The organism is Nocardia sp. NPDC050712 (genome assembly GCF_040654295.1).
Lineage (GTDB): Bacteria > Actinomycetota > Actinomycetes > Mycobacteriales > Mycobacteriaceae > Nocardia.
Genome location: NZ_JBFAHT010000006.1, coordinates 335,280 through 348,143, shown reverse-complemented (window position 1 = coordinate 348,143; position 12,864 = coordinate 335,280). Strand labels below are relative to the sequence as shown.

Here is a 12,864-nt window from a genome sequence, read left to right as displayed (position 1 = left end):
CCGCGGCCCGCGTACCTGCATCGACTGCGCCGCACGCGCGGATGTGTCAAGGTTATCCAGTGCGCCAGGATCACAGCGCAGAGCAGCGGGGCCCGCGCGTGCCCGCCGCCGGGGCGAGAGGCAAGCCCGCGCGACTATCCGGCACAGCCGGTACCGTCCCGCTGCCGCCGTTGACGTCGGCCGGGGGAGATGGTCCGCTGCCCGCACTCCCACTCGACACCGACGATGAGCCCGCCGACGTACAGTCACCGGACCAATCGGCCACCGCCGACCCAGATCCAGTCCCCGGCACCGAGTCGGCCCGGATACCCTCCGCCCGCCGCGACCTTCCGCCGGCCCCCTCGGCCGCCGACAGCAGCGGGCGCGACCCTGACTCGAGCGCCCGACAACCTTCGGAATCTTCGGCACCGGACCTCCCGCCCGGCACGGCTGCGGGCGGAAGTAGCGCGCTCACACCACCATCCGCGCCGACCCGCAGGGCGGAAGGCCGAAACAGCCCGCCCACAGCATCATCTGGCAGCGCCGCGCCCTCGGCGCGACGGCCCGGCGCCGCCGGTGCCGGATCCAGCGCGGGTACAGCGGCCGGCTCGAAGGCGAAGCCGAACAACCGCCCACCCCTTCCGCCACCACCCCCGCCCGCGGGTGCGACGAGTACGGACGCACGGCGACCGCTGCCGCCCTCCGAGGATGTAGCGAACGCGGATACGCGGCTCCCGTTGCCGATGTCCGAGAGCGCAACGGGCGCCGATGCGCGTTTGCCACTACCGCCCTCCGAGGAGGCGACGAGTACGGATGCGCGTTTGCCCCTGCCGCCGTCTGCGGGCGCAACGGGCGCGGATGCGCGTTTGCCCCTGCCGCCCTCCGAGGGGCCAACGAGTGCGGATGCACAGCAGTCGTCGCAGCCGCCCGCGGGGGCGGCAAACACGGATGGGCGGATGCCACTACCCCCCTCTGGCGGGCAGGCGAACACCGATGCGCGGTTGCCGCTACCGCCTTCCGCGGGTGCGACGAGTGCGGATGCACAGCTGCCGCCACAACCCCCAGCGGGTGCCGCAATCACGGACGCACAGCTGCCGCCATGGCCGCCCGCGGAGACGACAAACACGGATACACGGCTGCCCCCACAGTCCTCCCCGAGTGCGACCAGTGCGGAAGCATCGAAGCCGCAGCCGGATTCCGGGTTCTCGACGGACACCGGCGAGCGGTATTTCGCGCTGGGTGACGAATCAGGTACGCCTGCTTCACCATTGGAATCGGGCACCGGAAGTCGCCGGCCAGCACCCGAGTCGATCGGCGCCGCGCCGGAGCGCGCGAACAACCGTCCACCATTGCCGCCGCTGCCGCCGGCCCCACCACGGTCCGCGCGCATCGAGTCACCGGAACAACACTCGCTCGATTCGGCGACTGACGACACGGAGCTCTCCGGTTCGCCGGAAGCAGCGGATCCCATTCCCGTCGCACCGCAACGCAACGATGCCGAATCCAGCGGGCCGGGCGAACCCAGTGCGGCCCCCGATTCCACACCTCCGGTCAGTGAATTCGCAACGCCGCCCGCAGCTACCGCGCGACCGCCGGCCGCACCTGCCCAGCCCCCGAGCCTGCTGCCACCGTTGCCGCCGTGGCTCCTCGCACAGACGCCACAACCCCCGATGCCACCCGGATTCACCCCTGGGCACACAGGACCACCTCCGGGCTGGGTTGGCCCACAGGGCCCCTCGGGTCCGCCGAATGGTCCGAACTGGTCCGGACCCGCGGGTCCGCCTCCGGGTTGGGTTGGTCCACAGGGTCCTTCGGGTCCGCCGAATAGCCCGAGCTGGTCGGAACCCACTGGTCCGCCTCCTGGCTGGGTTGGTTCACAGGGCCCTTCCGGACCACTGAACGGCCCGAGTTGGTCGGGACCCACCGGGCCGCCTCCGGGTTGGGTTGGTCCACAGGGCTCCCCGGAACCAATCAACGGCCCGAGCTGGTCTGGAGCCACCAGTCCGCCTCCGGGCTGGGGTGGCCCACAAGGCTCTTCGGTACCGCCGAACGGCGTAAGTCGGTCAGGGTCTGACGGTCCGCCTCCGGGCTGGGTTGGCCCGCAAGGCTCCCCGGGGCCGCCGAACGGCCCGAACTGGTCGGGACCTGACGGTCCTCCTCCGGGTTGGGTTGGCCCGCAAGGCTCCCCGGGACCAACGAACGGCCCGAACTGGTCGGGGTCTGATGGCCCTCCTCCGGGTTGGGTTGGCCCGCCGGGCTCTTCGGGGCCGCTGAACCGCTTAGGTTGGTCGGGGCCGAACGGTCGACAGCAGCCGCAGGGCTTTCCGCCGAACAGCATGCCTTCCTATGGCATGTCCTCGGATAGCGTTCCGCAGCAGTCGATACCGGCCAACGGCATGCCCGTGGGCCCATCCACTGGCATGCCTCCACAGGGCGTTCCTGGCGGTATGCAACCGCAGGGTCCGCCCAACGGTGTGCCACCACAGGGGTTTACACCTGGCGGAATACCACCTCAGGGCTTCTCGCCGAACAGCGTGCCACCCGGCATGTTCCCGAATGGTGGCCCACTGCAACCGATGCCGCCCAATGGCATGGCACAGGGCTCGTCGGCGGGTGGGACCCCGCAGGGCATGTCGTGGGTCGGTGGGCCGCCGGCCATGTCGCCGCGGGGTGCGCCCAATGGGCGGCAGTCCCAGGAGTTCTCGTCCAGCGGTACGCCGCCGCATGGAATACCCCAGCAAGGTTTCGCGCCCGGTAGCGGACCGCCGCCGGGGTGGGGCCCCAATGGCATGCCACCAGGTGCAGGCCCGCTCCAAGGCATGTCTCCACAGGGATTTCCGCCTACCGGCATGTCAATGCAGGATGGTGCTCCGCTCCAAGGCATTCCGCCGATCGGAACTCCGCCGCAAGGTATACCCGCCGTAGGCGCACCGCCGCCCGGAGCGCCGCCGCAATATGGCATGTCACCCAGCGGTGTTCCGCCACAGGGAGTGTGGCCGGATGGAACTCCCCCCGAAGGAACGCCCACCATCGGTGCACCTCTGTTCGGTGGGGCACCGCAGTACGGGATGCCGCCCCAGAACGGAACGCCCCAAGGTGGGTCATCGGGCGCGATGTCGCCGCAAGGCGGGGCATCGGTTGGTATGCAGCCGCAATCCGGGCCGCCCGGTGCTGCTGAGTCGTCGGGTGGTGGGCAACGGCCGGGCGCCGGCGGACCGTCGATGCCGCCACAGGCTTTGGTGCCGACCGCCTTCAGCTGGTCGAACTCGGTTCCCTCGCCTGCCGAGCATGCGTTGCTCGATGATGACGACGACTCAGCGGTACCCACCGCTCGGGTGACTCGCACCGATTCGAGCCCGCCCGCGCCCAGCGATCCCGGCCCCCTGGTGTTGCCCCGCGACGACCAGGATGACGCCGTCGCGGGGCAGGTCGCGCGTGCCCGCACCGCGAAGCCCGCACCGCTGGAAGCCGCACCTCCGGCCCCCGGTCCGGCGGCGGTGGATCGCGGATACTCGAGGGGCGGCAGTGGCATTTTCGTGCGCCCGTACGCGGGGCTCGGCGTCCCCGCCGAGTTCGACCCGGAATCGGGCGCATTGCAGGCCTCCAGGGCTGCCGGTGGCCCACCCGATGGTGTTTACAGCAACCTCGAAGGCATCGTCGTAGTCCTCTACCGTGCGCACGGCCGACTGGCGGTGCGCATTTCGGGCCAGGCGTTCGATCTCGACGACCCCGCCGTGTCTGTGGTGTGGTCGCAGGTCGCCCGGCGGGTGTCGCGATGCACGATCCTCGTGGATGGCGAGGTGGCCGGTGAGGTGGATTACCGTTCCGTGCCCGCGGCGCTCGACCTCGGTCTGCTGATCCGCAACACCTGGGCCGACCCGGCGCAGCGGGCGTCGATGTTCGCGCATTGACCAGGTCGCGCAATTGGGTCGCCGTTCATCGTCTCGACACCGGAGGGCGGCGAAGTTGTCATTCGCCGAGTGGGCCGCTGTGCCAGGATGGTTCGGTATCGAGGCTGGAAGTTGCCAGATGAGGAGATAGTTGCGTCGTGACCAGACCAGATGACGAGACTCGTGGCGAGTCTGCTCCGGATCACGCGCAATCCGCCGATCAGGCGCCCGCCGGTCAGGCTTCGAACACCGACGACGCCACCCCACCCGAGCCCGCGGAAACCCCCGCCGATCAGGCGGACGACTCGGAGGCCGGCGCACCCGAGGATGACGTCGCCGAGGAGCCCGATCTCGGCTTCGCCGTGGAAGGCGAAGAGCGGCAGCCCGATCCGGCCGAGCGCGCGACCGCGCTCATCCACGAGATCGCCCGCACCCTCGCTGTGGCCGGCCCGCCGGGCTGGCGCCAGCTCGAAGCGGTATTCAAGCTGACCACCAACGCCGAGCTCGCGACCATCTCCTTCTCCGACGACGAGCAGCGTTCGGCCCGGGTACAGCCCTCGCCGGAAGTGCTCGGTCTGGTGCGCCGACTACGTGAACTCTCCGCGGAATTCAGCGACGGTCCGTGGTGGCGGCTGTTGCTCTCGCTGAGCAGCGTCGGCGCGATCGAGGTCGACTACGACTACGGCGACGAGCCGTTCCCCGACGATCAGCTGTTCCCGCCCGAGGCCTATGTGATGGACCTGGCGGTGTATCCGCGTGCGGCCCTGCCGGTGTGGCTCGGTGCCTATCTGCGCCACGGTGACCGGCAGTCGCGTCCGGCGCCGCGCGCGGCCGAGCAGGCGCGCGAAGATCGCGCCGAGGGTGTGCGAGCGATTCTGTCGGAGAGTGATTTTCCGCCGTTTCCGGTGCTGTGGGCCCGCTGGTCGGTGATGGCGGCGGCATTCGTGGCCGCGGGTTCGCAATGGGGCCCGCGGGTGCTACCCGCCTTGGGCTTTTTCGAGGGCAGCAGGCGCAGCGGGTCGACGCTGTACGCGCTGCCAGGCGGGCGGGCTGTGCTCTCGGGCGGTGTGTGGAACGCGCCGGAGCTGGACCGGGTCTACAACTCCGGCGCCCCGATGCCGCGGCTGTACGCGGGCGCACCCGAGTGGGTGGCGAATCCAGTGCTGAACTCCCGCGCCGCGGCCGGCGCGCTGTCGTTCTGCTACTGGTGGCAGGCGGGGTACTGGTATCGCGGCGAATCACCTTCGGCGGGTGCGCTTGCCGAGGCGGTGCCCGGTATCTGGACCGCGGAAACAGTGGTGGAGGTGGTGTCCGGCCTGGTCTCCGAGGTGCCGTCCGATGCGCAGCGCGCGACCGTCGCCACCTTGGTATCCGCCGCGGAAGCCGGTGTGGTCACGCGCGAAACGCTGACCGAAGTATTCAGCGCCGAAGCGGGTTTCGATGTCGACAGCGCCTTCTACCAATTGACCATGGCCGGTGTGGCTTTGACGCTGCCGGAGCCGATGGTGCCGGAGGAGGCCATCTTCCGGGTCCGGCAGTTCGCGCTCGGCCGAAACCTGGACACCGGCGATTACCCGCTGGAGAACCTCACCGCGGAGCGCATCAGTGTGGGCTGGATGGTGTTCGTGCCGACCGCGCCGGGGGAGATCGCGATCGGCCGGATGATCTTCTACGTTGCCGATGACGGTGTGCTGGAGCAGTCCTCGTCTTCGGTAGCGCCGTCGGTGTTCATCACCGAATTCGAGCGCCGCTACCAGCAGCGGCACACCTCGGCCGATCGGTAGGACGAATTCTCGCTGCGAGCGCGGACTGTTCCGCAGTATCGTGAGATGATCGTCGGGCTGTTGGAGGATGAAAGTCGATGTGCTGTGGTTGATCTGACCGACGGGAGTGCATCGTTGAGCAGTTCAGGAGCGTGATCCATGCCAGAACCCTGGGACAGCATGTCCAACGAGGCGAAGACCGGCAAGACGCTGACCGTGAACTTCGAGGTGGGCAAAGACCTCGCGCTCGCCACCTCCGACCTCTACGACTCGATCGAAGCGTTCGAACCTCTGGTCAATCAGGTCTCCGGGCAGGGTTTCGACGACGCGATGTTCGGCGGGCTCGGCTCCGGTAACCGACTAGCGGGCAAGTTCTTCAACGCGGGCCGTGATTACACCGGCATCATCAAGGATCACAAAAGTATCCTCGAGAGCTTGATGAACACCTTCATCGCCGCGGGACACCTCTACAAAGACAACGACGAAACCGGGAAAGAAGCCTTCGACCGGATTCGTAAGGAAAATCCGCGCGATCGCGGTGACGCCCCGGATAAGACCGCCCTTCCGGATTGGTCGAAACCCGCCGGGAGCAATCCGGCGGCGCCGCCTGCTCTGCCTACCGATCTGAACAAGTTCGCTACGCAGAATCCAGGTACCAAAGGCCACGACTGGACTCCGGTCAAGCCTGAGGGCGGCAATGAAATCAGTCTCGAAACATACAACGACATGAAGACCAAGCTGACCAGTGGCGCCCAGAACATCGCGAATTTGGGCGGCCTGTGGAAACACATGGGCAAGCAGCTAGCGATCGACGCCAAGATCTTCACCGAGACCGTGAACCAAAAGCTCGAGAACGGGATGTGGAACACCCCGGCGGCGCACAAGGCGAATACCGCTATCAAGGGTTACGTCCAGAACGTCAATGAGCTGAGCGGCCGGATGAATCTGATCGCGTCCAATCTGGAACACACTTCTGGCCGACTCTCCATCTTCGGCGCGAACCTGCCCGAGCCACTCAGTCAAACCGCGGTACCGGAAGATCGCAAAACGGCCCGGAACAACGCCATTACCGCCTTCAACAATCAATACGTGCCCGCTGTCAACGCGGCCAGCAATGCCATCCCGGTGCTGCCGGACCCGGTGCCGCCGACGACCCAGGACCCCGGTAGCCGCCCCGGGCCGGGCAGCAAACAGACTTCACCACAGCCGAGCCCGGGTCCGGGCCCGCAGCACAAGCCACAGCAGCCCAGCAATCCGTCCACGCCGTCCGAGCCGAGTCAGCCGTCGCCATCGCAGCCCAGCCAGCCGTCCACACCGTCCCATCCGAGTCAGCCGTCGCCATCACAGCCCAGCCAGCCGTCCACACCGTCTCAGCCCAGCAAGCCGAGTGGCGACGACCTGAGCAAGGCGCTGCAGAATGCGCAGAATGCGCTGAAGAACGGGATCGATCCGACGACGGGACTGCCGCTCACCCCGGCGCAGAAGGCGGCATTGGAGAAGGCGACGCACGGCAAGGGCGCCGGCCCGGGCGGTAAGGGTGGGCCCGGCGGCGCGGGCGGTGGCGGTGCCCCGTTGAAAGATGCTGCGACACAAGCAGCATCGAAGCTCTTTCCTCGCGCCAGTGCCGCTACCGCGGGCATGACCGGCCTGGGCCGGGCCGGTCTCGCGGCTGCGGGTCAGCCGGGTACGCCCGGCGGCATGGGCCCTGCGGGCCAGGGCGGCCAGCAGGGCGGCGGCAGCAAAGAGCACAAGCGAGCCGATTACCTCGACTCGACCGAGCATTTGGACGAGGCGCTCGGTGACGCACCCGTTGTCGCCAAGCCGGTAGTGGAGCGATGAGGCAGAGCTGGACGTTCACCGACCTGGAATTCTTCACGCTGTGGGAGGCGCAGCGGCAAGAACTGTTGCCGCTGCCGTTCACTTTCACCAGCCGGGTTCTCGGGTTCGAGGAGTTCGCCGAGGCCAAGTACCACACGTGGGAACGGATGGCCCGCACGCTCGATCCGGACTTGCGCAGTCTGGTCGCGGGCGCCGTGCAGCCGGATATTCGGGTGGTGGTCGATGCCTGGAATCAGGCGGATCTGGACAAACCCGAGGGGATTGTGCGACTGCTGGCCACCCGGCACGGTGATCGTGGTTGTGTGATCAATCAGGTTCCGGGCGAAACATACTGGTACAGCGGCGGTTTCACGGTCACGCAGTGCTCGGCGATCGAGCTGGCGGACGCCGTGACCGCGGCCATCCCGGATCTGCCCGCGGGCAGCATGGCGGACGTGGTCCTCGCGACCAAGATCGACGACGACATGGACTACTCCTATGGCCAATCCTCGGTGCACGATTCGTTCCACGATTCGGTCGCCGAGCGCTCGGATTCTTTCCTCCAGGCACCGACCGATCGCGTCGGCTATATCGAGATCCAGCAGGCCCGTTCGATTTTCGGCCCGCGCGGCCTGACCAAGCACAGGCTGGAGTTGCGCGATCTGGCCGGTGACGGGCGCTACATCGTCGACGATCAGACCCCGCCGGTCGCCCGGGGAGTCGATCGCCGCCAGCTGCGCGACCTCATGAACACCCGCATCGCCGCCGTCGTGCGATCGATCAAGGACGAAGGGTGAACGCCGTGGACGAACAACAGCAGCCCGAGCAGGTGGAATGGACCGCCGCCGCCCGCAGCGGCGCGATCTCGGTGCGCACCACCGAGCAGGGCTTGCCGCTCGGCATCACCGTCGAACCCGCTGAGCTGCAGCGGGATCCGCGCGGCCTGGCCGAGGAGGTGCTGCGGTTGTGCAAGAGCGCCGCGGCGCAGGCCGGGCTGGCTCGGCGGGCCGAGCTGGAGGCTCGCGGGGCGAGCAAGGAGGCGCTCGCGCTGATGGGTCTGCCGACCCCAGAAGAGGTGTCTCGCCAGGAGTACGTCGAGGAGCAAGAATACGAAACCGAGCAGCAGAGCTGGCTGCGGCCGATCTAACGCTGGTAGAGAGGAGATCTCGGGTCGATGTACGAAACGATGGATGAACTCGAAGCCAGTGTGCAGCGCAAGCTGTACCGGATTCGGGATCTGGTCGATGACATGGGTGCTGTCAAAGTGCGGGAGACCTCGCCCGACGGTAGCATCACCGCAGAGGTCGACGGCAACGGTGCGTTGCTGAATCTGGAGTTCTCCCAGGAGATTTCAAGACTCTCGCCGGAGGATTTCGAAGCCACCCTGACCGCGACCGCGCGTGCCGCGGCGGCGGCCGCATTTGCCCGGCGGGCGGATATCGTTACGGCCTTCAACGAGGAAGTAGCCGAATAGACATCGGATGTTCACAGGACTTGTGCAAAGTTTCTGAAAACTTCCTGTCGATGCTACGGCATCGCTTGGTACATTCGATGGGTTCGTGAATTGTGCTATTTGAGCGGGGATTACGATGAGTGACCTGGTAGCAAGCCCGGAAGCGATTCGCGGTTACGCGGCGGCCTCGGTTGCGATGGCGACCAGCGTGGCCACCGCGGGTGCGTTCGATCAAACAGCGACGATGGCCGCTGCGGCCCCGGTGTTCGGCCTGATCGGCCAAGACTTCCTGTTCGCCTTCGGTGTGGCGCAGGCCAATCACGCTTCGTCGACGATGGAGCTGGCCGCGGTGCACGCGGCCACGGCGGCCGCCGCGACGGCAGGCGCCGCGGCCTACGACGCCACCGAAGAGGTCGGGAGCGCGGAATTCGCCGCGACCCAGAGCAAAATCGGCCACGGGCGCTAGATGAATCCGCAACTCGATCCGGCGATCCAGGAGCTGCTGCGCGGAAGCGCGCTCGCTCCGCTGATCGATCGGCCGGTCAACCAGATTCTGCAGGATATGGGTTTGCCCCTGCCGCCGGATCTTTCGGCGCTGCCGCCCATGCCCGGCATGCCGCCGATGCCGCTGATCGATCTATCGGCGCTGCTGCGGCCCTTCACCGATCTGGCCAGCAGCTTCGGCACCGGTGATCTCGGTGCCGGCGCGATGAGTGTCGCGGCGGGCGGCGGCCTGGATCCGACGAAGGCGCTCGGTGACGTGAACTCGGCGCTGCAGCAGGCCATGCAGATGGCGCCCCAGGCGCTGCAAACGGTGATGAGCCTGTGGCAGAGCGCGGCCTCGATGCTGGCCGCGCAGAAGCAGGGCCAGGCCCAGCAGGACGCCGGCGAGCTGGCCGCGCAGAACACACAGGAAAAAGGCGTGCTGCTCGGTGGCGCCACCTCGGTCGCGACCGGTGGCGCGCTGCTCGCGGCCTGCATCACCAGGTACATGGCCACGGTCGCCGCGACCGCTCCGGCGCTCGCCGCGCCGGGTGGGCAGGCGTTTCTGGCCGCGGCGACGGCCGAGGCGATCGCCGAGGCCACGGCCATCGTGGCCAAGACCCGCGGTGAGCTGACCGGGCATTCGGCGAACATGACCCAGGCGGGCCAGAAGGTCGACGTCACCTCCGCGCCCAAGAGCACCGACCAGATGCAGCAGATGATGCAACTGCTCCAGCCGCTGATGCAGCTGGCGCAGACCGGGATTCAGTCCGCGAGCCAGCTCGCCGAGCAGACCCAGTCGTTGTCGGCCAAACCGCTGCACGACGTGGCGGGCAAGGCGCCGGACGGCACCGACCTCCCGAAGTCCGCCGAGCCGGGAGCCGGCGTGGGCGCGGGCGGTGGCGGCGGTTTCGGTGGTGGCTTCGGTGGCGGCGGTATTTCGCCGGCCGCGGCGCCGCTGAACGCGTGGTCCGGAACCAAAGTCGCCGCGCTGGGCCCGGTCTCGCCGGGCGTTCCCACTGGCAGTTCCTCTGCCGCAACGGAATACGAGGCGACCTCACGGGGCGCGGTGTCCTCGGGCGGTCCGGGCATGATGCCGATGGGCGCCGGTGGCGCCATGGGTGGCACGCCGATGCGCGGTGCCGGTGACGGCGGCGACATGCCGGCGATGCTGGTCAACGCGGAGCACACCGACGAAGTGGTCGGCGCAATCGAGGGGGTCTCGCTGCCGGTGGTCGGCGCGACCGAGAACGCTTCGGAACCACCGCCGGACAAAGCACTGACTCTGTAGGAGGTCGTCATGGTTTCGAATGTGGATTTCGAGGGCGTGCAGTTCGATCCGACAGCTGCCCAGAACGCGGCGCAGCGGCTGGACGTGCTGGCCAACCGCCTGGAGGAAAGCTTGCAGGGCGCGCAGCAACCGCTCGCGGTGGCGCCCGCGGGCATCGACGAGGTGTCGCTCCGGGCCGCGCAGACCATGACCGATGTCGGGACCTCGTACCTGACCGGCGGCGATACCGGAGTGCACGAGTTGCGCAAGCTGGCCGCGCAAATGCGCTCGCAGGTGGTTCAATTCGGTCAGGCCGAGGACGAGAGCGCCAGCGAGTTCACTGCTGGGGGCGGACTCTGAATGATCGAACCACCACTACCGGGCTTCACCGGCGTGGTGTGGGAGGCGCGTGAGGCCGAACGGCTCGCGCGTGAACTCACCACGGGGCCGGGTGCGATCCCGATGGCCGAGGCGGGTGTCGCGTGGGCGAGACTCGCCGCGGACTTCGGCGCCGCGGCGGTGGAGTACGAGTTGATCATCGCCGCGGTGCGCACCGCGTGGCAGTCCAACACCAGCAATCTCGTGCTGGAACGGATCGCCAAGCTGCGCGATTGGATGACCGAGGCCGCGGCCGCCGCGTCGGAGAACGCGCTCAAGGCCGAAAAGCAGGCGGCCTCTTACGAATTGGCCCGCTTGACCATGCCCAACGGCGGCGATATCGCGGCCATCGAGCAGGTGCAGCGTTTGCTACAGCAACTCGGGGTCATGGTCGGCGCGCCGATTCAGGCGATCGCCGCCGGTACCGACGAGCAGGCCGATGTCGCCAAGGCGGCGACTTCCCGGGTGATGCGTAACTACGAGTCCTCCACCGAGCCGTTGGCGCAGGCCTGGGAGCAACAGCCACCGCCGGTGCTCGCCTCCTCGGCCGCCCTGGACTCAGAACGCTCCATGACGATCGCCAAATCCGCTCCGGCGCCGATGTTTCCGGGTGGAATGCCCGCTCGTTTCACGCCACCCGCGCTCGGCGGGTTCACGGCGGCGCCGCGGGAGAAGACGGCATACCGGACCCCGGTCCTGGCGCACACGGACGCACCAGAGACTGTGGAAACAGTTGCGCCCCAGGTGGTTCCGAATACCCATCCCTCGTCGTCGCTGCCGTTCCTACCCGCCGGCGCGGCCGGCGCCTTGGGCGCGGGGGACCAGCAGGAAGAGGAGTACCAGAGCAGAGCGGGCGACGCGGGCGACCAGATCGGCGCCGATCTCGGCATCGTGTCTGCTCCCGCCGTGCTCGGCGTTCCGGAGGCGCCCACCTCGAACAGCCGCACCGGCAGCGGAGGTGCGGCGTGACGGTGGTGACGAACGACGGTCTGCTCGCGGTCGCGGACCGGCTCGGTGTGCAGACCCTGCCGCTGGTGCTGGCCGTCGGGCCGCAACAGGATTCCTTCGACGAGTGGACCGCGGCCCAGCGCCGCGCGGTCACCGAGCTGCGCGGCTCCGGCGTCCTCGACGAGGAGGGCGAGGTGTCCCATGATCTGTCGGACGCCTTGTTCACCCTCGCCCAGCCCGACCGTGAACTGGTCGCCCGCGTTTTCACCGGCGCCGACACCGTGACCAGGATCTGCCTGGCACGCCGCGGTGAGCAGCACGCCTTGGCCGTGCGCAGCGGCGACTCCTTCGATATCACCACCGTGTGGTCGGACAGCACCGGCAAGGCGCTGCTGCGGCCGCTGGCCGACGCGCTCGGCGCCTGCCCGCCGGCGGAGGTCGCCAATTTCACCGCACTCGCCGGTGACCTGAGCGAAAGACTTTCGGCCGCTGAGACTTCCGCGGATTACGCGGACGCGCTGTACGCACTCGGCGCACCCGACCGGGACGCGACCACCTACGGAATGGCCTTCGCGTCCTGCCATGCCTACGCCGAAATCGTGGCTTATGCCCACGAGGACGGCGTATCCACCCGACCGCCCGGCGCGGTCGCGGTATACGACACCGGACGCGGCCGCATCGTGGTCGCGCCCGGCATCGCGCCGGATCAGCAGGTCTGGTCCACCGTCACACCGGGCACCGATCACCGTATCGCGCAGGCGATTGCGGCACTGATCGAGTCTTTGCCCGGGGGAAGGTGGCTGCCGCACCAGAGCTGAACGGCGTGCGTCCGCTCGCCAATTCTGCGGCGATGCCTCCCGGCATCGTCCGGCAATCTTTTCA

11 protein-coding genes are annotated in these 12,864 nt (G+C 68.3%); all 11 read left to right on the top strand.

The genetic code is table 11. The annotated features are described in order from the left end of the window. The first annotated feature begins 3,218 nt into the window (after positions 1-3,218). The 11 genes from AB0H76_RS37120 (at position 3,219) to AB0H76_RS37070 (ending at position 12,800) form a co-directional block, all read left to right on the top strand. Positions 3,219-3,890: a hypothetical protein gene (locus AB0H76_RS37120; protein WP_357332039.1), complete on the top strand. Its 672-nt coding sequence runs from the start codon at positions 3,219-3,221 to the stop codon at positions 3,888-3,890. 137 nt (positions 3,891-4,027) lie between these two features. Then, on the top strand, positions 4,028-5,653 hold the full coding sequence (locus tag AB0H76_RS37115; protein ID WP_357332037.1) for a hypothetical protein: 1,626 nt from the start codon (positions 4,028-4,030) through the stop codon (positions 5,651-5,653). Positions 5,654-5,812: 159 nt separating this feature from the next. After that, the gene (locus tag AB0H76_RS37110; RefSeq protein WP_357332035.1) at positions 5,813-7,471 is read left to right on the top strand and encodes a hypothetical protein; all 1,659 of its coding nucleotides are present in this window, start codon (positions 5,813-5,815) and stop codon (positions 7,469-7,471) included. Continuing rightward, the gene (locus AB0H76_RS37105) at positions 7,468-8,247 is read left to right on the top strand and encodes an ESX secretion-associated protein EspG (RefSeq protein WP_357332033.1); all 780 of its coding nucleotides are present in this window, start codon (positions 7,468-7,470) and stop codon (positions 8,245-8,247) included. Before AB0H76_RS37110 ends, AB0H76_RS37105 begins: the two co-directional genes overlap by 4 nt. Beyond that, positions 8,244-8,597, top strand: coding sequence for a hypothetical protein (locus AB0H76_RS37100; protein ID WP_357332031.1), 354 nt, complete (start codon positions 8,244-8,246; stop codon positions 8,595-8,597). The genes AB0H76_RS37105 and AB0H76_RS37100 overlap by 4 nt, the downstream gene beginning before the upstream one ends. A gap of 27 nt (positions 8,598-8,624) precedes the next feature. Further along, complete coding sequence (locus AB0H76_RS37095; protein WP_357332029.1) at positions 8,625-8,924, top strand: YbaB/EbfC family nucleoid-associated protein; 300 nt, start codon at positions 8,625-8,627, stop codon at positions 8,922-8,924. Between the two features lie 115 nt (positions 8,925-9,039). Beyond that, positions 9,040-9,369 (top strand): hypothetical protein, encoded by a 330-nt coding sequence (locus AB0H76_RS37090; RefSeq protein WP_357332027.1) that lies wholly within the window; start codon positions 9,040-9,042, stop codon positions 9,367-9,369. Next, positions 9,370-10,677, top strand: coding sequence for a hypothetical protein (locus AB0H76_RS37085; protein WP_357332025.1), 1,308 nt, complete (start codon positions 9,370-9,372; stop codon positions 10,675-10,677). Between the two features lie 9 nt (positions 10,678-10,686). After that, positions 10,687-11,016 (top strand): PE family protein, encoded by a 330-nt coding sequence (locus tag AB0H76_RS37080; RefSeq protein WP_357332023.1) that lies wholly within the window; start codon positions 10,687-10,689, stop codon positions 11,014-11,016. Further along, complete coding sequence (locus AB0H76_RS37075; protein ID WP_357332021.1) at positions 11,017-12,003, top strand: PPE domain-containing protein; 987 nt, start codon at positions 11,017-11,019, stop codon at positions 12,001-12,003. Continuing rightward, the gene (locus tag AB0H76_RS37070) at positions 12,000-12,800 is read left to right on the top strand and encodes an ESX secretion-associated protein EspG (RefSeq protein ID WP_357332019.1); all 801 of its coding nucleotides are present in this window, start codon (positions 12,000-12,002) and stop codon (positions 12,798-12,800) included. Before AB0H76_RS37075 ends, AB0H76_RS37070 begins: the two co-directional genes overlap by 4 nt. The last annotated feature ends 64 nt before the right edge of the window (positions 12,801-12,864 follow it).

Bases quoted from the DNA above. Each gene is read 5' to 3' on its own strand.
- AB0H76_RS37110 (WP_357332035.1), top strand. From the start codon at position 5,813: ATGTCCAACGAGGCGAAGACCGGCAAGACGCTGACCGTGAACTTCGAG.
- AB0H76_RS37105 (WP_357332033.1), top strand. From the start codon at position 7,468: ATGAGGCAGAGCTGGACGTTCACCGACCTGGAATTCTTCACGCTGTGG.
- AB0H76_RS37095 (WP_357332029.1), top strand. From the start codon at position 8,625: ATGTACGAAACGATGGATGAACTCGAAGCCAGTGTGCAGCGCAAGCTG.
- AB0H76_RS37090 (WP_357332027.1), top strand. From the start codon at position 9,040: ATGAGTGACCTGGTAGCAAGCCCGGAAGCGATTCGCGGTTACGCGGCG.
- AB0H76_RS37085 (WP_357332025.1), top strand. From the start codon at position 9,370: ATGAATCCGCAACTCGATCCGGCGATCCAGGAGCTGCTGCGCGGAAGC.
- AB0H76_RS37080 (WP_357332023.1), top strand. From the start codon at position 10,687: ATGGTTTCGAATGTGGATTTCGAGGGCGTGCAGTTCGATCCGACAGCT.
- AB0H76_RS37075 (WP_357332021.1), top strand. From the start codon at position 11,017: ATGATCGAACCACCACTACCGGGCTTCACCGGCGTGGTGTGGGAGGCG.